Origin of the sequence: Bartonella sp. OT172YNZD, from assembly GCF_042193725.1 — a bacterium.
GTDB lineage: Bacteria > Pseudomonadota > Alphaproteobacteria > Rhizobiales > Rhizobiaceae > Bartonella > Bartonella grahamii_A.
This window is the reverse complement of sequence record NZ_JBHILZ010000003.1, coordinates 1-21,664: the sequence shown is the minus strand read 5'-3', so window position 1 is coordinate 21,664 and position 21,664 is coordinate 1. Positions and strand designations below refer to the sequence as shown.

The following is a 21,664-nucleotide window of genomic DNA, read 5'->3' as shown; positions in this document are numbered from 1 at the left end:
ATTAAAATACAAAATCTAATTTTCTCCATAAATAAAAGCGAATAAGATAAAAAACTCTGTTTACAGAGCTATAATGATGAGAAAATTTGCATAAATCGCAACTGCATCTTTCGAATAAGAATGAAAACGGCATGGTATTAACCATACCGTTATATCTTATAGTCCACGTTTGTTAATCATTGCCTCTGGTAAAGGCATCCGTCCCCGAAAAGCTTTATAAAGCTCCTCTGGATCACGACTTCCCCCAGTAGAGTAAATAAAACGTTTCAACTTATCAGCAAGCTCTGAATTAAAAACATCTCCCGTTTCTTCAAAAGCCTGAAAAGCATCGGCATCAAGGACTTCCGACCACATATAAGAATAGTAACTAGCGGCGTAACCATCACCTGAAAATATATGCGTAAAATGTGGAGGACGATGGCGCATAATAATTGTATCAAGCATTTGCAGCTTTTCTAATTCTTGGCGTTCAAACACTGTTGGATCAGTTACCTTTTGTCCTTTATGAAAAGCCATATCTACGAGAGCTGATGAAGTAAATTCAACTGCAGCAAAACCAGCATTAAATGTCTGTGCTGACAAAACCTTATCCATTAATGCTTGCGGCATAGGATGTCCTGTTTTTACATGCGTAGCATAAGTCTGTAAAATCTCTGGGACAGTTAACCAATGTTCGTAAAGTTGAGAAGGCAGCTCAACAAAATCACGCGAAACCGATGTTCCTGACACAGATGTCCATGTGACATCAGAAAGCAAACCATGCAATGCATGCCCAAATTCGTGGAAAAGCGTACGCGCATCATCAAGTGATAAAAGAGCAACCTTCCCTTTGGGTGGTTTAGCAAAATTACAAACATTGTAGATAATAGGCTTTTGTCCGCCATCCAATTTATGTTGTGATTGCAAACTACTCATCCACGCACCGGAGCGTTTTGAAGAACGCGCAAAATAATCACCAATAAAATGCCCAAGTAAACTTCCATCAGACTTTTTTACTTCCCACAAACGTGCATCAGGATGCCAAAGTGTAACAGCATTTTTTTCTTCAAATGTAATGCCAAAGAGTTTTTCTGCTACCCCAAAAGCCGCTTTAATCATACGATCAAGCTGAAAATAATATTTAATCTCAGCGCTATCGAAAAAAAGTTTTTCAGTGCGAAATTTTTCAGCATAATAACGCCAATCCCAAGCAGCTAAAGGTTCATTGCTGCCCTGATTGTTGGCAAAATTTTGTAATTCAATTTGCTCAGTAGAAGCTTTCACTCTTGCGCGCTCCCATACAGACATAAGCAAATCCATAACGGAATCAACACTTTTAGCCATGGTGTTATCGAGTTTCAAATCTGCGAAAGATTTATATCCCAATAATTTAGCCTGCTCATCTCGAAGCGCAACAATCTCTACAATAATTGATTTATTATCATTCTTGTTATCATTTTCACCACGTTTAGCCCAAGCTTGGAATGAAACCTCACGTAAATCACGACGATTAGAGAATTTTAAAAAAGGTTCAACAATCGAACGTGCTAGTGTTAATGCATACGCTTCTTCATTACCTCTTTCACACGCAATTTCCTTCATTGAAGCAATGAGATCTTGCGGTAAACCAGACAAGTCTGTTTCGTTTAAAAACAGAATCCATTCAGCTTCATCATTTAAGACATTTTGTCCAAAAGTAGCATTTAAAAAAGCAAGTCTTTCATTAATTTCCAAAAGCCGTTTCTTAGCTTTTTCATCGAGTTTTGCCCCATGACAAACAAACTTTTTCCACCATAATTCAAGAACACGTGTTGTTTCACTCTCAAACATGCCCAGCTGCGACTGTTTATAAAGCACATCTATTTTCGCAAATATCCGCGCATCCATCATCATTTTTGAAGAATAACGAGAAAGTTTTACAACGAACTCTTGCTCTAGCTGTTGAATTAATACATTCGTATGAGCACTGGTGCGCAAGAAAAATATTGAACAAACACGATCAAGCGCTTTACCACAAAGCTCAAAAGGCTGCAAAAAATTCTCAAGCGTTGGTGGTTCTTGCACCATCGCAATCGCCTCTAGTTCTTCTTCGGCTTCTTGAAGTGCCTGTTCAAAAGCGGGTTTAAAATCTTCATCACTTATAGAAGAAAAATCAGGAAGACCTGAAAATCCCTTCCAGTCCAGCACTGCTGCTTTTGTCATAATACTTTATGTCTCCATTATAAATTTAAGCTGTAACAATTATCTTTACGACACAAATTGATAATATACTAAAACTATTTCGTGAGTTTCAAAACGCTATTGAATAAAAAACTTGGAAATCGTAAAATTACATTAAAGAAATGATGGTAAAAATCAGAACTGATTTTTATATTTACGCCTTTATATTATCCTCAAATTAAGCTGTATTCTCGTTTTAGTGATTCAGAAAATTGTTTATAAGTTATAATTTACCCTTGACTTTACTTCAAATATTAACAATTGGGAATATAGTTGGGGAGTTTTTTAATCTTCCATAAACTTTTGTTTTTATCTCATCTATTATCTAGATTTACAATTCTCCAACTCTTCAGGAGGTACTTTATCATGACTGAAATCAAAACGACCTTCGACTTCAAAAATTTTTCTCCTGAAGCTCTCGCTGAAAAGTTAAAGAACCAGCATTTTGCAGACTCTATTGATATCATCAATGACCTCGATATCATGGAACGTGTAACTATTCTTAGTCTTCTGCCTCTTGATTATGTTATCGAACTTTTTGATAAACCAGAGCTTGAGCAACCTGCTGCCATCCTAGAACTTCTCCCTATAAATCGTGCTGTTGAAATTCTTGATGGCATGTCTGCTGATGCTGCTGCAGACGTCTTTCAAGAAATGGATAAAGAAACCCGCACACGACTTTATGCCTTGCTTAAACCCTTAACGCGTGCTGAACTTAAAAAACTTACCAGTTATCCTGATCATACAGCAGGGGCACTGATGACAACAGAGTTTATAGCCGTTCCTTCAAACTGGACCATACAAAAAACTTTGGATCACATTCGTGAGGTCGAGCGGACACGTGAAACAGTTTATACCAGCTATGTAATTGACCCTAAAACAGGTATTCTTCTCAAAGCTGTTTCACTGCGTAACCTTATTCTTGCTTCACCTGATGAACAAATTCTTAATGTCCCTACCCATGACTCGCCCATTACAATATCGCCCTTCACACATCATGAAGATATCGCACGCCTTTTCCAGCGCCATGATCTTCTCTCTGTGCCTGTCGTTGATGAAAGTAACCATGTCATTGGCATTGTAACCGTCGATGACGTGCTTGATACTATGGTTGATGAGATGAATGAAGATGCCTATAAATTTGGGGGTATGGAAGCGCTTAATAAGCCCTATATGCAAATTAAATTTCCTGAAATGATGAAAAAACGTGGCGGATGGCTCGCTTTACTCTTTATCGGTGAAATGCTGACAGCAAGCGCTATGCAACATTTCGAAACAGAACTCGAAAAAGCGATTATTCTTACACTATTTATACCTCTCATTATGAGCTCAGGAGGAAATTCCGGCTCACAGGCTACATCCCTTATTATCCGTGCATTGGCTTTACGTGAACTCACCTTGAAAGACTGGTGGAAAGTGTTCATTCGTGAAATTCCAACGGGACTATCCCTTGGTCTCTTACTGGGAATTATTGGCATTACGCGCATTGCTCTTTGGCAACAATTCGGTATCTACGACTATGGGCAACATTGGATTGCTGTTTCAACAACAGTGGGTACAGCTTTAGTCGGAATCGTTACCTTTGGTTCTCTTTCTGGATCTATGCTGCCTTTTATTCTTAAAGGTTTAAAATTTGATCCAGCAAGTGCTTCTGCTCCTTTCGTGGCAACTTTAGTAGATGTCATGGGCATTATAATCTATTTTTCTGTAGCTTCCCTCATTTTGTCAGGAACTCTTCTTTAAACATGTAAAGCGAAAACTCTTTCTTCTGAAAAGATCTTATCATGTAACCTAAGATCTTTCCAGAAGAGAATAAGCTCTATTAATTTATTTTCTAGCGCACCGCTTCATAGATAATTTATTATTTTTTATTGAATAACAGCTCTGAATCTCGTAAATTTATCTCATCATAAAGCGTCTCATATTAAATCAATTAAAATCATCTTCTTGCCTATCACAAACGAGATTGGTGTATGGCTAAAAACTATTCAAGAAAAAAATTAAATACTTCTTATACTCTCTCTCATATCAAAAACTGTCGCAATATTGACAGCTGAGAAAGAATAATAATGATGATGCTCTATAGGTTTATATTTCTTCACAAAGACGTTGATAGTATACTATTCGCGTATCTTACACCATTTATGAGCCCTATTATGGAATGGATGTAATGTCCGTTAAGAAATCTCTCTTAAGTACATGAATATGCAACAACAAGTGTATTCTGTTTAAAGCGTTCTGTTTGGCATGAAAAGCATACTCCTATTAGAGAATGCGATAAACAAAATTAGTGAGGCAATGCATTATCTCCATGGTTTAAAAGATATTGCTTAGATGCTTTTGAAATCATAAAATTGGCTTAACGGCAAAGATGGGAATTTTCTTTTTATGCCTTCATATTTTTTCTAAATAAGACTGTATTCCGGTTTCATAAATAAATCACACAGATATAACTCTTGCCCCAATCTGGCATACAAACGCTAGAACTTCTTATAAAATGCTTAATCGTCTCAATATTTACCTCAAATACACGGTTGCATTAGATCTGGATTTTGATGGACAAGTTATAGAATAAGAAACAGCTTTATTCGAATAAAAATGTCGTACAGCTGTCAATAAATTGGCTATGGATTAAGAGATATTCTGGATTTTTATCAATCTCTTGCAAAACAACAACAATAATACAGCTAGCTTTATACTTACTTATTTTTACAAGCGTTCATATAAATTCCTTGCGTCATATTGATAAAAATCAAATTGACGGTGATTTTTATGGACAATTATTAGCTCGAGAATAGAACATACATACTATAAAAAAATCCTTTTACGAAGCTCTAGAAATTGAAGCTTAATAGAGCCTTAAAGACTTAGATGAATAGTTTTGCCATAAAAATATTACCTCCATCTTCCAAAATTATAAAAAAACATGTAAAAGGTTTTGTAATAGTCAGGCAAAGAATGTAAAGACTTTGCCTCGAATGAAATTTCATTAAACGAAAAGAAGAAAATTTATGCAATTGCGTAACATTGCCATCATTGCCCACGTTGACCATGGGAAAACAACGCTTGTAGACGGACTTCTCAAGCAATCAGGAAACTTCCGTGATAATCAGCGTACAAGCGAACGTATGATGGATTCAAACGATATTGAAAAAGAACGTGGAATTACAATCCTAGCAAAAATGACATCTGTTGTTTGGAAGGATAATCGAATTAATATCGTTGATACACCAGGACACGCCGACTTTGGTGGAGAAGTTGAACGCATTCTAAATATGGTTGATGGAGTCATTGTACTTGTTGATGCTGCCGAAGGACCAATGCCACAAACAAAATTTGTCGTTGGCAAAGCATTGAAAGTGGGATTGCGCCCTATTGTTGCGATTAATAAAATTGACCGACCTGATGCACGCGTTGATGAAGTCATTAATGAGGTTTTTGACCTTTTCGCTGCTCTTGATGCAACCGATGAACAGCTTGATTTTCCTATTCTTTATGGATCTGGACGCGATGGATGGATGGCTGAAGCCCCCGAGGGACCAAAAGATCAGGGATTAGGTCCTTTATTTGATCTTGTGACGCAGCATGTCCCTTCTCCTAGTGTAGCAGAAGGACCGTTTCGTATGATTGGAACTATTCTTGAAGCGGATCCGTTTTTGGGACGAATTATTACAGGGCGGATTCATTCTGGCTCTCTAAAACCCAATCAAAATGTCAAGGTTCTTGGACAAGATGGAAAACTTTTAGAAACTGGGCGTATTTCAAAGATTTTAGCATTTCGTGGCTTAGAACGGCAACCTATTGAAGAAGGAAGTGCTGGTGATATTGTTGCGATTGCAGGTCTACAAAAAGGTACTGTTGCTGATACTTTCTGTGATCCTACTGTTAATGAATCCCTTACTGCCCAACCAATTGATCCCCCTACTGTTACTATGAGTTTTCTCGTCAACGATAGTCCCCTTGCTGGAACTGAAGGCGATAAAGTAACAAGTCGTGTCATTCGTGACCGATTGTTAAAAGAAGCAGAAGGTAATGTCGCTCTTAAAATTGAAGAATCAGCCGATAAAGATTCTTTCTACGTTTCAGGACGAGGAGAATTACAACTTGCAGTTCTCATTGAAAATATGCGCCGTGAAGGATTTGAGCTTAGTGTTTCACGTCCACGTGTTGTTATGCAAAAAGATGAAAATGGAATAACTCTTGAGCCAATCGAAGAAGTTGTTATCGATGTTGATGAAGAATATTCCGGTACTGTTGTACAGAAAATTTCTGAACGTAAGGGCGAAATGGTGGAATTACGTCCTTCGGGGGGTAATCGGGTCCGACTTGTTTTTTATGCGCCAACTAGAGGACTCATTGGTTATCAATCTGAACTTTTAACGGACACACGTGGTACAGCAATTATGAATCGCCTCTTCCATGCTTATGAACCTTATAAAGGAGACATTGCCGGTCGTGTTAATGGTGTTATGATTTCAAATGACAACGGTGAAGCTGTCGCTTATGCTCTTTTTAATCTTGAAGATCGTGGACCTATGATCATCGATGCAGGTGTGAAAGTCTATCAAGGTATGATTATTGGTATCCACTCACGAGATAATGACTTAGAAGTTAATGTGTTAAAAGGAAAAAAACTCACCAATATGCGCGCTTCCGGAAAAGATGAAGCTGTAAAGCTAACGCCTCCCATTAAAATGACATTAGAACGTGCCTTATCGTGGATACAAGATGATGAACTTGTGGAGGTAACCCCTAAAAATATTCGTCTCCGCAAACTCTATCTTGATCCTAATGAACGTAAACGTTTTGAAAAAACACGTGCATCAATTTTAAGCTAATTTCATAATCTCTTTGGTAAAAGATTTAATTGTATTAAGCCTCACTATATCCCAGAAAGGATGTCTCTATGAATATTAAGGAAATACCCGTAGGCCAAAATCCACCAGAAGATATTAACGTTATCGTAGAAGTCTCCCTTGGTGGTCAACCAACAAAATATGAGATGGATAAAAAGTCGGGCGCATTATTTGTTGACCGTTTTCTTCATACATCAATGGTTTATCCTGGGAATTACGGTTTTGTCCCTCATACGCTTTCAGATGATGGTGATCCTATTGATGTCCTTATCTGTAATACCCGTCCACTTATGCCTGGTTGTGTTATCAATGTTCGCCCCATCGGAGCTCTGATGATGGAAGATGATGGCGGTAAAGATGAAAAAATTATTGCCATTCCCACTCCAAAATTAACAAAACGCTATATCAATATTCATGACTATACAGATCTGCCCGAGATTACACTCAAACAAATTGAACATTTCTTCAAGCATTACAAAGATCTGGAACCTGGAAAATGGGCTAAAATTGAAGGATGGCGTGATAAAAACTTTGCTCATGAATTAATTAAGCAAGCTGTTGAGCGCAATAAAAAAATATAACGATTTTAATAAAATAAAGCCTGTTTTTTTAATAGGCTTTATTATTTATTTTTTCTACGAAATGCAATCTCTAAAGGATTGCCATATCTGCTTTAGCTCTTCTAAATGTGTTGAAAAATAGAGTTGTTTGTAGCGAGATATTGCGCCGTTTTTTAGAGAAATAGAAGAAGATGGTATTCTCCACTGCTTCGCAAGAAATTTAATGAGAGCTTTATTCGCTTTTCCATCTTCAGGAACAGTACGAAGGCGTATAACCAGATATTGTTTTTTACCATCCCTACATTCAACCCCTATTATTTTGTCAACGGAGGATTTGGGAATGAGATATACAAACAAAATCAAGTTAGTTTTATCAACTTGATAAAACATGTATTCGCCCCAAGTAATATTTCTATAAATACATGTTTGCGTAAACGCGCCACATGAAAGTACGAATAAAATAAATAATAATGAACACTACAATAGGTGAAATATCAATTGTTCCGAAATTTGGTAAAATTTGCCGGATACGGCTTAGAACGGGGTTTGTAAGACGATGTAGAAAGCTTCCTATCAAAACAACAAAGCGATTGCGCGAATTTATGATATTAAAAACATAAAGCCAAGACAAAATGGCACTAGCGATTAAAATATAAATATAAATATCAAAAATCAAATCAATCGTTCGAAGCAATGCATAAATCATGCGTTATCCCTTTCAATCAAGAAAACAGAAGAGCGTATAGAAAACCTTCATTAAAGCAGGTCTGTGTATCAAAAAATGATTTTATATTTCAATACTCTTTTTTCTTGAATAAAAACCAGACATCTAAATTCTTCATCTCTCTATTTAATGACGATGCAGCTAAAAACAAATATCAAAATTAAAAATAGCACATGAAAATAGAAGAAACAGCAAAAAATCCGAGAACTTAAAAAAAACTCTGAATAGTCCTTATAGGATTAATCTTAAATCTCATCGTTTTAATTATTAATATATAAACAACGAACAAACTAAAAACGGCCTTTAAAAGGCCGCTTTTATTTTTAGAATCATTTCTGCAAAGTAGTCAAACGGTTAAGAGCGTTGCTAAAACCATTAAGCTGAATAAATAAATCATTCAAGGCTGGTTCACCTGCAGCAGCAATTGTCATCGCCAACTTTAACTGTTTTCCAGCACGTAAAGCTGCTACGTAATTTTTGTCAAAAACGACTGGAACCACGCAACCTGCTGGTACACAAGTCCGAATACCAGTTTCGATAACAGCTTTTCCTTCATCGACTTGTAAACGAACAGGCTTAGAAACCAAAATGCCAAACGGAACAGTTAAATTACCAGATACAACACCCTCAGCATTGAGAATAAGGTTCATAGCCACAACAACACGCCCCTGCTCATTCGCTTCTTGACGGTGCATAAAACAAATTCTTTTTCCTTCTTGTATACCACAGTTAATAGTCCACAAACCGTAGGTTTCAGTCAAAGAAGAAGCTCCATTTGGCAATGTTGCTGCCGCATCTTTTGATGCAGGAGGCTTTGAATTTGTTGCAAATGCAACAGATGAAATACTCAAGAGAGTAAAAACTATAAGTAAATTAAATAACTTTTTCATTTTATATTCCTGTTCTTTACATAAAAGAGAAACATGTTTATTATTTATAAATAATATAAAGCATCTTAATAAAAAAAGCTTTCTCATAATCATATAGCTTTTATAATGACCTAAGGCTACCTCGAAATTCGCTGACAACTTTCATATAAACATGCTTTTTAAAAAAAACAGCAATCAACGGAAGGGTTTCTAGATCAATCCATTTCCATTGATCGAATTCCGCTTTATTGCCATCTGGTGGCGGATTAATCGCAATTTCAGAAAGCTTTCCTGTAAACTGGAAAGCAAACCACTTTTGTATTTGCCCACGATATTTATTGCTTAATGTGCACTCAATAAGTTCTTGTGGAAAATCATAGTGGAACCAATTTTGTGCTTCTTTAATCAACTTTACAGATCGAATACCCGTTTCTTCATAAAGTTCACGATATGCTGCATCTAATGGTTTTTCATCTTCATCAATCCCTCCTTGAGGAAGCTGCCAACGACGAGATATTTCAATATCTGCATGAATGGGCGTCATTAAACGACGCCCAACCCAAACTTTACCTTCATGATTAAAGACAACAATCCCAACACATTTGCGATATGGAAGAGTCTTCAAATTAATACCTGCATCCATTTAATATTCCTCAAAATCGCAAGCTATAGATATCATTTCTCACTTTAACACATCCTTATTGGGATCTGGTGGAAATGCTGCATGTGCCATTTCACCTCGTAACAGTTTATAAGCCTCATTCAATTGAATATCATCTTTAGGGTCTTTCGGAACAAAAGCAGCTGAACCAGATCCTTTATTACTCTCTCGTTTTCCTTTGATATGTCCTTTTAATGCCGACTCACCAACTTTTATATCATAACCCTTATATTTTTCAGGGAGTGGTTGCTCTACAATAATATCAGGCGTGATCCCTGTTCCTTGAATAGAAGTGCCAGATGGCGTGTAATAAAGTGCTGTTGTTAAGCGTAAAGCTCCATTTTCACCCAAAGGAATAATTGTTTGAACAGATCCTTTACCAAAAGACTGCGTTCCTAAAATTGTTGCACGACGATGATCTTGTAATGCACCCGCAACAATTTCAGAAGCACTTGCCGAACCACCATTAATAAGGACAATGAGCGGTTTTCCATTGATGACATCACCTGGCTTCGCATCAAATCTTGTCACATCACTCTTTTTGCGCCCACGAGTCGACACAATTTCACCTTTATTCAGAAAAGCACTCGAAACATTAACAGCTTGATCTAAAAGCCCACCAGGATTAAGCCGCAAATCAAGCACGTAACCTTTTAGCTTATCTTCAGGAATTTTAGATTGGATATCTTTAATTGCCGCCAGAAGATTACCCAATGTCTGCTCAGAAAACTGGATAACTCTTAAATATCCAATGTCGCCCTCAACCCGATATTTCACCGCTTTTACCTTGATAATATCACGAACAATCTTCACTTCAAATGGCTTATCAACGCCAGAACGAATAATTGTTAAGGTAATTGGTGTTCCAGGAGCACCTCGCATCTTATTAACAGCTTCATTCAATGTTTGACCATTCGTTTGTACATCATCAATTTTTGAAATAAGGTCTCCTGCTAGAATACCTGCTTTTGAAGCAGGAGTATCATCCATTGGTGAAACAACTTTAATTAAGTTTTTTTCCATAGTAACCTCAATACCAAGACCTCCGAACTCTCCTTTCGTAGAATCCCGCATATCCTTGGCTTCTTCAGCGTTCAAATAAGATGAATGAGGGTCCAGTGATGTGAGCATACCATTGATAGCATTTTCAATAAGCTTTTTATCATCTGGAACTGTAACGTATTGCATACGCACGCGCTCAAAAACATCGCCAAATATAGCTAGCTTTTTATATGCATTATCTTCATTATTCGCAGCAACAGACTGCACCATAATCATTGAACAGGCGCCGAGCAATACCCCAGCGACCAAAAGAATAACTTTACGAATCATTTTGGCTCCTTCTTATTTTTTCAGTCTGCCACCAAGGAGTTGGATTTACAGGTTTTCCCTGCTTTCTAAACTCAATGTAAAGCATTGGAGAAATTTTTCCTATATCCAATGCAACACTATTTGAAATAAATTGCATCTCCATTATACCCAGAGGCTCACCTGAAAGAACAAACTGCCCCTGTTTTACATTAATTCTCGACATTCCAGTAAGAATGATATGATAACCATTTCCAACATTGAGAATGATTAACTGTCCGTAAGAACGAAATGGCCCAGCAAAAGCAACAAAAGCATCCACAGGTGATATAACAACAGCTCCTGACTCTGTTTCTATCGTTTCACCAAAGCGCGTAATCTGCGAGTTTTTGTTAAAATGATGTATTCTTTTTCCTGAAACAGGAAAAAGTAACGAACCTTTTCGGCTTTCAAAATTGGACTGTTCTAACAATTGCAAACTTTTCCGTACCTGTACTGATGCATCAGGGCTAAGTTTTGACTGACGATCGAGCTCTAAAATCAATTCTTCCAAAGACTGCGCTTTTTTAGCAAGAGCAATATTTTTTTGTTGCTGTTCTGTAAGTTCTTTTTCTGATTTTTTTTGTAGTTTGTTTTTTTTGTCTAATAAAAGCTCTAGACGTTTTCGCTGCTCTGCTTGATTTTGCAGTTTTGTCTTTAATGCCGTATATTCCGTAATAATGGAATTACTCAAATTGGTCAACTCCTTGAGTTTCTCTGTTAAATCTCGTGTTTTCTCTTCCATCTGAGGAATAACAGTCCCTAATAAAACAGAACTACGTATAGAAGCCAACGCGTCCTCTGGCTGTATCATAAGAGCAGGAGGCGGATTCAATCCCATACGTTCCAAAATTGCAAGAACTTCCGCAAATTCAGCACGACGATTTTTTAAACTTTGATAGACTTGTACCCGCTTTTCTATCATTTTTTTAAGCTTTTCTTCTCTTTTAGCAATATCATCTGCTACTGTACGTTCTTCTTTAGCCGCCTTTATGAGTGCATCACTCAAAACACGTTGATCTTTTTTTAAATTCTCAACTTGATGCGTAAGAAAAGCAACACGCTCACGCGAAAGTGAAATATTTTGGCGAATTTCTCCCAATTCTTTATGTGCTTCCGTACTCCTCATTGTATCTTCCGCATGCGATACAGAAAAGCAAAAGAACATACTCAAGAGCAGAATGACAAATATCACGCATTCCCCATATAAATATAGCATCTTTCTATGAAGAAGCTTTTTCATTTGCCCAACCATGACATCTCATCGTATACATTAGAGATGCTTTAAATGGTGTCAGCTAAAACAATATTAATAAATATATAAATAAGTGCTAAAAATTGCACAAAAATATTAAAAACGATGGTACGGATGATTATTTTCAATTGTTACAGCGCGGTAAAGTTGTTCTGTAAGAAGAATACGTGCAATTTTATGTGGCCATGTCATCAAACCAAAAGATAAAAGAAAATCAGCACGCTTCCTTATTTGTTCATTATGCCCATCAGGTCCTCCCAAAGCAATGACGACATCTCGCATGCCTTCATCACGATAACATCTCAATTTTTCAGAAAAAGAAGTTGAGGGAATCGATTCTCCACGCTCATCTAACACAATTAATCGACATTTTTCAGGTAAAAATTCAATAAGTCTTCCCCCCTCTTCCTCCATACGTTGACACGCTGTTTGAGCACGACTTTCTGGTATCTCTTGTAACTTTTTTAAATGAAAGCCTACAGCTCCAGAAATTTTAGAAAAACGATCCAAATAATGCTGAACTAATTTTTGCTCCGCTCCACTTTTCATACGACCAACCGCAAAAATAGAAATTTGCATTTTAATGATCTCCTAAGAAAAGCAAAGCTGTATCGTTTAAATCCGGAAACATCCATATTTTTTCTAAATTATAAAAAAGACGAATTTCTGGACGAAAAAGATGAATGATAATATCACCTGTATCAATCAATACCCAGTCACCTCCAGCAAGCCCTTCTACACGCGCAAGCCTCTGCCCACTATCTTTCCAAGTGTGTAATAAATGATCAGCAACAGAAGATACATGACGCTGCGAATTTGCTGAAGCTATGACCATATAATCAGCTAAAGATGACTTCCCTCGAATATCAATAGCAACAATATCTTCTGCCTTTGTATCTTCTAAACTCTTGAGAATAACTTCAAGACTCTCACTAACAGAAAGAACTTTTTTTTCTTTTGAAAACATAATATCGTAAAAGTGTTTGTGTGCAACGTTTTTCAGATCAATATCCTTTCTTATAGTTGTGGAATCTAAAAAAGAGATTTCTCTAAAGAGAAGCAGAATCTTATAAAATGTTCAAGAAAAATCATTCTTCTTCAAACGAAGGTTTGTTGAAGATTGAAAAGACAAAGGTCCGTGCAAATAAGTCCAAACTGGTGGCTTGATAAAAGGTAATCGCTTACTTTCTCTCTCATCCAAACGAAAACGGCGATAAATATGTGCCATAGGAGAAGAAAGCGCCGACCGATTGCCTAAAGGACGATCAATAATCGCAATAGGAAGCATAGAGACTATATCATGCCATCGATACCAATGATGTATCGTCGTAAAACTATCTGCCCCCATAATCCATACAAAATTTACGCCACTGTAATGGGTAAGAATATGAAAAATCGTATCTACTGATACTTTGCTCCCTATAGCCTGTTCAAAACCTGTTAAGCGAATTTTCGGATGGTCAATAAGTTTAAAACTTAATTGCATTCTCTCCTCTAAAGAGAGCAACTGTGTACAATCTTTTAAAGGATTTCCTGGAGTGATCATCCACCATAACTGATCAAGATGCAACCGCCGAATGGCAATTTTTGCAACAAGAAGATGCCCCGCATGCGGTGGATTAAAGGAACCACCAAAAAGACCCACAACATTGGATCTTTCAACATGTGGCATACAATTTTTCCATGGAAAAAATGGTGTTCTCAAGCTCTAACCTGACCATTTCCTTTAACATGATATTGAAATGAAGTTAGCTGTTCAACACCTATCGGGCCACGTGCATGCATTTTTCCTGTTGCGATACCAATTTCCATTCCAAAACCAAATTCACCTCCATCAGCAAATTGCGTAGATGCATTATGCAGCAAAATAGCTGAATCTAAATGATTAAAAAATTTCTCTACCACTTCCATATCCTTAGCAATAATCGATTCGGTATGTCCTGATGAATAACGTTTGATATGGGCAATGGCTCCCTCAACACCTTCAACTGTTTTAACAGAAAGAATAGCATCAAGATATTCATGCGACCAATCTTCTTCAGAAGCTAATTTGACATCTGGCATAAGAAAAACAATATCTTCTGTAGCACGAATTTCACACCTCTTCTCCTGTAAAGCAGTTAAAACAGGAAGAAACTTTTTTAATGCCTGGCTGTCAATGAGAACTGTTTCAACAGCACCGCATATCCCTGTCCGCCGCAACTTTGCATTCAGTACAATATCACATGCCATATTTAAATCTGCTGATTTATCAATATAAATATGACAAAGTCCCTCTAAATGTGCAAAAATTGGAACACGTGCATCAGACTGAACGCGGGCAACAAGGCTCTTTCCCCCACGAGGCACAATCACATCAATCGCTCCATCCAATCCTTTGAGCATTTCCCCAACGGCAGCGCGATCTGTCGTTCCAACCATTTGGATAGCATCTTTGGATAAACCAGAGCGCTCTAAACCTTGTACCAAAGCTAAATGAAGAGCATTAGAAGAATGAAAACTATCCGAACCACCGCGCAAAATCGCAGCATTGCCTGCTTTTAAGCACAAAGAACTCGCATCAACTGTAACATTTGGACGACTTTCATAAATAATGCCAATCACACCAAGAGGTGTACGAATACGGCTGATATGAAGCCCATTTGGACGTGTCCATTCACTCATCACTTGTCCAACAGGATCAGGCAAACAAGCAACTTGGCGGACACTATCTATGATTGCACGCAAACGTCCTTCATCTAATCTTAGCCGATCAATCATTGCAGCTTTCAAATTATTCTGAGCAGCCTTTTCTAAATCTTGACAATTCGCCCGTAAAATTTCATCTGACTGAGCCTCTAGACTTAAAGCGATCATTTCCAATGCATTGTTCTTTTGCTCAGAAGAAGCAACAGCCAACGCTGCAGCGGCATAGCGTGCTTTTTGCCCCATGTCCTTCATTTGTTCTTCTAAAGTCATCGTATCATCCACTCTGCCAAAACAATAAAAACAAAAGTAACTTTTTTAAACAGAATTGGTCAAGCAACGTAAAATCATATCATTACGATGCACCATAGCAGAGCGCGCCTCATACCCAAGAATAGATTCAATTTCTTCGCTTTTACATCCTATAATGCGTACAGCCTCATCTTTGCCATAGCTTACAAGTCCACGCGCAATCTCAACCCCATTTGTATCAACAATTGCAACCGTATCCCCACGATGGAAATTTCCCTCAACGGCAATAACCCCTGCAGCTAATAATGATTTTCCTGATTCAAGAGCCTTAATGGCTCCTTGATCAATCGTCAAAACACCAGATGGATCTAAATGACCAGAAATCCATGTTTTCCAAGCACTAACAGATTTCTCACCAGCCGCAAAAAAACTCTTGCGTTCACCTTTGTCAATTGCAGCAAGGGGATTCATACGCTTGCCTGAGGTAATAATCATCGCCGTTCCAGCAGCATTAGCTATCTTTCCAGCATCAAGCTTGGTCTTCATTCCTCCTCGTGAAAACTCTGAAGCAGCAACATCTGCCATTTTTTCGATATCATGCGTAATGGATGCAACAAAAGGTATAAATTCAGCCGTTGGATCACCATAGGGAGACTTTGTATAAAGACCATCAATATCAGATAAAAGTATTAAAAGATCTGCCCCCATCATTGTTGCCACACGTGCAGCTAAACGATCATTATCACCATAACGAATTTCATTTGTCGCAACAGTATCATTCTCATTAATAACAGGTACTGCTCTAAAACGTAAAAGTACATTAATCGTTGCACGTGCATTGAGATAACGCCTTCGCTCTTCCGTATCAAATAAAGTGAGCAAAATTTGGCCTGTTTTGAGCCCATGTTGAGCAAGCGCATCACCATAGGTTTTTGCTAACTCAATTTGCCCCAAAGCAGCACATGCCTGGCTTTCTTCCAATTTCAAAGCCCCCTTAGGAAGCTGTAACAATGTCCTTCCTAAAGCAATAGCACCTGAAGACACCAACAATATCTCTACACCTTTTTTGTGCAATTCAACAACATCACTAATCAAGCTTTTAAGCCATTCAACCCGTAAACCTGCCTGAGGATCAACCAAAAGGGCAGATCCAATCTTGACCACAATACGTTTATAGTGTGTAAGTTTTTGCGATCCAACAGCCATCTCAATCAACCTTGCTATCCCCACTGATCTCCTCTTTGCGTGACATTTCAATAATATGTGCACCAGCACGCAGCACATTTTCTAAACCTTCGCGGCTAACCGCAGAAAACATCATAACAGGTTGATCTGCTGCTCTTTGCAAAGCTTCCTGTTTCGTTTTACGCTCTTCAATCGTCAGAGTATCTATCTGGCTTAAAGCGACAATTTCAGTCTTATCACTTAGATTATTTCTATATGCCTCAAGTTCATGACGCACAATCTGATATGCCCTTGCTACATCTTCTTCTTGAGCAGAAACCAAATGAAATAAAACACGACAACGTTCTACATGCCCTAAAAAACGATCTCCGATTCCTACGCCTTCATGTGCCCCTTCAATCAAGCCAGGAATATCAGCTAAAACAAATTCACGACCATCAATACGTACAACACCAAGATGAGGATGTAGAGTGGTAAAAGGATAATCTGCAACTTTTGGTTTTGCAGCCGTTACAGAAGCTAAAAAAGTTGATTTTCCAGCATTGGGTAAACCAACAAGCCCAGCATCAGCAATTAACTTCAAACGAAGCCATACTGCGCGCTCTTCTCCAGCCAAACCTGGATTTGCACGACGCGGTGCCCGATTTGTTGATGTTGTAAAATGAAGATTACCAAAACCGCCATTCCCTCCTTTTGCAAGACGATAGCGCTGTCCCACTTCCGTTAAATCACAGATTAACGTTGCATTATCTTCTTCAAAAACTTGCGTCCCAACCGGAACTTTAAGGATGACATCATCACCCTTTTCACCCGTCATATTACGCCCCTTGCCATGCCCCCCTGTTTTTGCTTTAAAATGCTGTTGGTAGCGATAATCAATCAGCGTGTTAAGCCCATCAACAACAAGAGCCCAAACATCACCACCCCGTCCTCCATTCCCCCCATCAGGCCCCCCAAATTCTATGAATTTTTCACGACGAAATGATACTGCTCCAGCACCTCCATTACCAGAACGAATATAAACTTTAGCTTGATCAAGAAATTTCATTGGAAGCACTCACTGAGGAATCAATCTCTCTACCTCTATAGGTAATACATTAGTTTTACCAGTTTTTCATCATTGATAACAGAAAAACTGTCAATATCGCTGATAACTCTTTGAGAAAAAATCATTACATCTAAATAGGCTAAGTAAAGTTAAGTCTTCTAAAAGAAGGCGCTATTCTTGTATTTTTGTTTTTCCCTTAAATTCAAGTGCTAGAAGATAAAGCTCTACTGATTCTGATCGGCTTGCGGGTGGTTTAACATGATAGACTTTTTTAAAATGCTGTTTTAGTATCGTAAGAAGAGTGCTTTCTGCTCCTCCTTGAAAAGCCTTTGCTAAAAAATGTCCCCTAGGCTTAAGAACCGAAAGAGCAAAATCAGCCGCAACTTCACATAAATAAATCGTTCTTAAATGATCCGTCTGACGATGACCTGTTGTTGGCGCTGCCATATCAGAAAGAACCACATCCGGTTTTGTCCCTAAAGTTTCAATTAATTTCTGCGATGCATCTGTATGCAAAAAATCCATTTCCAACATGGCAACTCTAGGCAATGGATCAACATGTAAATAATCAATACCAACAACGCTAGGATCTTCATCACTTGACCCTACTATACGCTCAGCCACCTGACACCAGCCCCCAGGTGCTGCTCCTAGATCAATAACCTTTAGACCTTTTTTCAAAAACCTATAACGTTCATTAATTTCAATGAGTTTATAAGCCGAACGCGAACGATAACCATCTAATTTTGATTGATGTACATAAGGATCATTCAGATGCCTCTCTAACCATCGTCGTGATGAAGCTTTAATGGTTCCTGCTTTCTTTTTTACGCGCTGATATAATTCATGTGACCCTGAACCTCCATAGCCACCACTCGGTGTTTTTGTTGTTTTTTTCATCGTTATTCATTGTCTCCATATTTAATTCTCTAACGCTTGAAATCTCTGCTCTTTCTATGACGACACCATACCCCATCGCGTAACATCATCTCTATCAAAATTCCTTCCCTTAATCCACGATCAGCAACTCTTAAACGCTGACTTGGCCAAACTTCTCGAATAACATCTAAAATTGCACAGCCAGCTAAAACTAAATCTGCCCTCTCGCGCCCAATAAAAGGACTTATGACACGTTTTTCTATATCCCATGATAATAGGCGTTGTGTCATAAGAGTAATGTCTGCATCATTCATCCAAATGCCATCCACTTTTTTCCTATCATAACGCTCTAAATTAAGATACATTCCTGCTAAAGTCGTAACTGTACCGGAGGGTCCCAAAAGGTGAAACTTCGAACCTTGCGCTAACTCTCCTAATTTATGACGATCTGAAAAATTATTTAACAATCCTCGCACATAGCTTTTCATTTTTTCAAAATCGTCTAAGCTAATATCATTCCCTCCAAAACGTTCAGCAAGCGTAACAACACCAACAGGAAGAGAAGTCCAAGCGATAATTTGTCTAGATAAACGAAAAGAACGCTTTTGAGAAACATCAAGTAGCACAATTTCTGATGATCCTCCTCCAATATCAAAAAGCACAATAGCGTCAGTATTTGGTTCAACAAGTGTACTACACCCTGTAACAGCAAAACGCGCTTCTGTTTGCCGATCAACAATTTCCAATTCAAGACCTGTCTCCTCCAAAACACGCTGAATAAAATGTCTACCATTTTCTGCAGAACGACAAGCTTCCGTTGCAATCAAGCGATAATGCTTAATATGCCTTTGTTTTAGCTTTAAATGACAAATCTTTAATGCTTCAATTGCACGATCCATAGCTTGTGTATTAAGAAAACCGTTATTTATTAAACCTTCTCCCAATCGGACAATACGAGAAAAAGCATCAACAACACGAAAATATCCAGGTTTACTGGGAGATGCGATAAGAAGACGACAATTATTCGTTCCGAGATCAAGTGCCGCATAAAGAGGTGAAGATTTTACTGGAGAGAACCGTCGAAGAAAAGGTGCTTTGAGTTTTTTTGTTCTTTGAGCACCTATCATTATCTGACTATGAAACTCAAAAGCTGTCTCAGATTGAACAAAAACCTGTTTCTGTTCATAATGTTTTTTTCTCTGTTGTCTCTTTATATCAACAAGAACAGAGTATGCCTCTGTTCGTGACAATGCAGAACGATTATTTGTATTACTACCGCACTGATCATATAACTGATCTTCTTTGATATCGTATATTTCTCCTCGCTTTAACTCTTTTGAACCATAATTTAACGGAGTCATTTCTCTTATCCCTTGAGCGTTCCCCCAATAAATAAACGTGAAAACCCTTCTGCTCATTCCTAAATAAAGCAATAACGCAGCATCAAATGATAAATACAAGAAATCATTCTTCTCTTTATGAACTTAAAACTATAAATTAATCGTTTACGTTCACATCAATTTTTATAAATTATGCTCTTTTCTTCATACCATTTACACGGAACACACCTCTATTGTAACAAATCTACACTATCGTACTGTTTGCTGACTCTTAAGATCACCACAACCTATACATTAGTACAGTTTATAAGAAAAAAATTTTCTTTTTTTCAATCTCGTTATCCACACACGAGCCTTGTTTGTTATATGCAATGAAATGGCTTTGATTATGCTGGAATAAAAGTTCCATAGTACTACAAAATGCAATTACAATAGCTGTTATTTTGTGAAAACCAATGAAAACTATCGTTCAATAAATTCTCTAGGATTATAAATTTATCTATTATTATAAATAATTGGAAAATATTAATGCTTAATCACACCGCTCTAAAAATCCATTTAAAGCTTTAAAAAAGAATTTAGCCTACTCATTATTTTAAGGAAGCCGTCTTTTTAATTATTTTAAATTGAGTATTTCTAATCTTTTTTACTTTTAATAATTAACGAAATCACTCTTTAATCTTTATGGAAAATACTAACTTGATTTTCTAATATACATAAAGAACCTATTGTCACTTTATATTCATAAAACTCTCACTCTTTTCAAGAAATCACCTCGATATCATATTATATAAAACTTCTTACTTATTTGACCTTATAATTTACACTCAAAAATATAATACAACGATTTATGAAAAAATGACTCTTGTTAAAAATACTTGATGGATTCTAAGGACGTAACGAATTAAGTGCCGCATTTAACCCTTTAAATGGTACAGTAAAAGAAAATACCTTTCCTTCTTTAATTTTATAGGAAATACGTACTTCATTGTCCTGCTCTATTTGTTTAGTCAAAACCAACCCTACAGGCGATTGTGCCAAACAAACGGTTTCATTACATTGCGTATAATGAATAAGAACAGGTTTTTTAACACCTTTTACAAACATTTGAATCGGAATATTTATATCAGAATTTGGCAATGTTCGAAAAAGCATCACTGCTTGACCACTTGTCGTAGAAACAAGAGACCAACTAAAAATGGTATTTCCTTCTTGATCATGAACAGTCTGTGTCACATTACATATACCTTGCTTATGTTTAAGCTTTTGTTTTTCGTCACAAATCAAAGTCCAGTCATAAAACTGCATAATAATTCGACGTGTTTCGCCAGGTTCTCCCTTAGGTATCGATAAGTGCGGTGGATGCACTGTATAAATATTATTGTTCTCTCTAGCAAAGCTTTCGCTCTTGCCTATTAAGGCAAGAGCAAACAGAACCTTTACTAACATACTTCTCGTTTTTACAATAATAGCCATTTTTTCTATTATCATCTCAACCTCAGAGTAATTCCTGCACCTACCCCCCAGTGGCCTCCAGCACTCGTAATAGATACATTCGAGCGAATATTTCCATCTTCAGATGTATAACCAGTTCCAATGGCAAAGGCGGATTGTCCACGCCATGCCCCGCTACCAAATGAAATACTTAAAGATCCTGGTATATCATAGTAACGTAAGTTGGACACCGCTAGACCAATAGCTGCTGCTTGTCTTGCTTCTTTGCGAATATCCTCAATGGCATAATTCAAAGTCTCAAACTTCATATCTGTATAAGTCTTCGCCTCATTAACACCATCATTGACAA

Annotated in this window: 20 protein-coding genes; 3 read left to right on the top strand and 17 right to left on the bottom strand. The window is 37.5% G+C overall.

Annotated elements, in window-relative coordinates:
- Positions 1 to 156: 156 nt before the first annotated feature.
- Complete coding sequence (locus tag ACFIJS_RS01880) at positions 157 to 2,181, bottom strand: M3 family metallopeptidase (RefSeq protein WP_375649365.1); 2,025 nt, start codon at positions 2,179 to 2,181, stop codon at positions 157 to 159.
- Between the two features lie 384 nt (positions 2,182 to 2,565).
- On the opposite strand from ACFIJS_RS01880, the gene mgtE reads away from it, so the two are divergent.
- From mgtE to ppa, 3 genes are all read left to right on the top strand, one after another.
- Positions 2,566 to 3,942 (top strand): magnesium transporter, encoded by a 1,377-nt coding sequence (gene mgtE / locus ACFIJS_RS01875; RefSeq protein WP_375624666.1) that lies wholly within the window; start codon positions 2,566 to 2,568, stop codon positions 3,940 to 3,942.
- A gap of 1,268 nt (positions 3,943 to 5,210) precedes the next feature.
- Complete coding sequence (gene typA, locus ACFIJS_RS01870; protein WP_375649363.1) at positions 5,211 to 7,037, top strand: translational GTPase TypA; 1,827 nt, start codon at positions 5,211 to 5,213, stop codon at positions 7,035 to 7,037.
- 68 nt (positions 7,038 to 7,105) lie between these two features.
- A complete protein-coding gene (gene ppa, locus ACFIJS_RS01865; protein ID WP_375649361.1) occupies positions 7,106 to 7,636 on the top strand; it encodes an inorganic diphosphatase in 531 nt (176 codons plus the stop codon).
- 54 nt (positions 7,637 to 7,690) lie between these two features.
- Here ppa and ACFIJS_RS01860 read toward each other — a convergent pair whose 3' ends face one another.
- The 16 genes from ACFIJS_RS01860 to ACFIJS_RS01785 all read right to left on the bottom strand — a co-directional run.
- Positions 7,691 to 8,005: a DUF167 domain-containing protein gene (locus tag ACFIJS_RS01860; RefSeq protein WP_375649360.1), complete on the bottom strand. Its 315-nt coding sequence runs from the start codon at positions 8,003 to 8,005 to the stop codon at positions 7,691 to 7,693.
- Positions 8,006 to 8,027: 22 nt separating this feature from the next.
- Positions 8,028 to 8,321 carry a YggT family protein gene (locus ACFIJS_RS01855; protein WP_375649358.1) on the bottom strand — a complete coding sequence of 98 codons (294 nt, stop codon included), beginning with the start codon at positions 8,319 to 8,321 and terminating at the stop codon, positions 8,028 to 8,030.
- A gap of 347 nt (positions 8,322 to 8,668) precedes the next feature.
- Positions 8,669 to 9,229, bottom strand: coding sequence for an invasion associated locus B family protein (locus ACFIJS_RS01850; RefSeq protein ID WP_375649355.1), 561 nt, complete (start codon positions 9,227 to 9,229; stop codon positions 8,669 to 8,671).
- A 100-nt stretch (positions 9,230 to 9,329) separates the two neighbouring features.
- Positions 9,330 to 9,851 (bottom strand): RNA pyrophosphohydrolase, encoded by a 522-nt coding sequence (locus ACFIJS_RS01845; RefSeq protein WP_375649353.1) that lies wholly within the window; start codon positions 9,849 to 9,851, stop codon positions 9,330 to 9,332.
- A 39-nt stretch (positions 9,852 to 9,890) separates the two neighbouring features.
- Positions 9,891 to 11,201, bottom strand: coding sequence for a S41 family peptidase (locus ACFIJS_RS01840; protein ID WP_375649351.1), 1,311 nt, complete (start codon positions 11,199 to 11,201; stop codon positions 9,891 to 9,893).
- On the bottom strand, positions 11,191 to 12,471 hold the full coding sequence (locus tag ACFIJS_RS01835) for a murein hydrolase activator EnvC family protein (RefSeq protein WP_375649348.1): 1,281 nt from the start codon (positions 12,469 to 12,471) through the stop codon (positions 11,191 to 11,193). Before ACFIJS_RS01835 ends, ACFIJS_RS01840 begins: the two co-directional genes overlap by 11 nt.
- 96 nt (positions 12,472 to 12,567) lie before the next feature.
- Complete coding sequence (gene rlmH, locus ACFIJS_RS01830; RefSeq protein WP_375649346.1) at positions 12,568 to 13,050, bottom strand: 23S rRNA (pseudouridine(1915)-N(3))-methyltransferase RlmH; 483 nt, start codon at positions 13,048 to 13,050, stop codon at positions 12,568 to 12,570.
- A gap of 1 nt (position 13,051) precedes the next feature.
- Positions 13,052 to 13,438: a ribosome silencing factor gene (gene rsfS / locus ACFIJS_RS01825; protein WP_375649344.1), complete on the bottom strand. Its 387-nt coding sequence runs from the start codon at positions 13,436 to 13,438 to the stop codon at positions 13,052 to 13,054.
- 111 nt (positions 13,439 to 13,549) lie between these two features.
- Positions 13,550 to 14,143: a nicotinate-nucleotide adenylyltransferase gene (locus tag ACFIJS_RS01820; protein WP_375649341.1), complete on the bottom strand. Its 594-nt coding sequence runs from the start codon at positions 14,141 to 14,143 to the stop codon at positions 13,550 to 13,552.
- A 29-nt stretch (positions 14,144 to 14,172) separates the two neighbouring features.
- Positions 14,173 to 15,429, bottom strand: coding sequence for a glutamate-5-semialdehyde dehydrogenase (locus tag ACFIJS_RS01815; RefSeq protein WP_375649339.1), 1,257 nt, complete (start codon positions 15,427 to 15,429; stop codon positions 14,173 to 14,175).
- A gap of 45 nt (positions 15,430 to 15,474) precedes the next feature.
- Positions 15,475 to 16,614 carry a glutamate 5-kinase gene (gene proB, locus ACFIJS_RS01810; RefSeq protein ID WP_375649336.1) on the bottom strand — a complete coding sequence of 380 codons (1,140 nt, stop codon included), beginning with the start codon at positions 16,612 to 16,614 and terminating at the stop codon, positions 15,475 to 15,477.
- A 1-nt stretch (position 16,615) separates the two neighbouring features.
- The gene (gene obgE / locus ACFIJS_RS01805; RefSeq protein ID WP_375649334.1) at positions 16,616 to 17,641 is read right to left on the bottom strand and encodes a GTPase ObgE; all 1,026 of its coding nucleotides are present in this window, start codon (positions 17,639 to 17,641) and stop codon (positions 16,616 to 16,618) included.
- A 171-nt stretch (positions 17,642 to 17,812) separates the two neighbouring features.
- A complete protein-coding gene (locus ACFIJS_RS01800; RefSeq protein WP_375649331.1) occupies positions 17,813 to 18,541 on the bottom strand; it encodes an RlmE family RNA methyltransferase in 729 nt (242 codons plus the stop codon).
- A 29-nt stretch (positions 18,542 to 18,570) separates the two neighbouring features.
- A complete protein-coding gene (locus ACFIJS_RS01795; protein ID WP_375649328.1) occupies positions 18,571 to 19,881 on the bottom strand; it encodes a Ppx/GppA phosphatase family protein in 1,311 nt (436 codons plus the stop codon).
- Positions 19,882 to 20,748: 867 nt separating this feature from the next.
- Positions 20,749 to 21,351: an invasion associated locus B family protein gene (locus tag ACFIJS_RS01790; RefSeq protein ID WP_375649326.1), complete on the bottom strand. Its 603-nt coding sequence runs from the start codon at positions 21,349 to 21,351 to the stop codon at positions 20,749 to 20,751.
- Positions 21,348 to 21,664 (bottom strand): YadA-like family protein (locus ACFIJS_RS01785; RefSeq protein WP_375649324.1); only part of this gene is annotated, 317 nt, incomplete at its 5' end. The genes ACFIJS_RS01790 and ACFIJS_RS01785, both read right to left, overlap by 4 nt.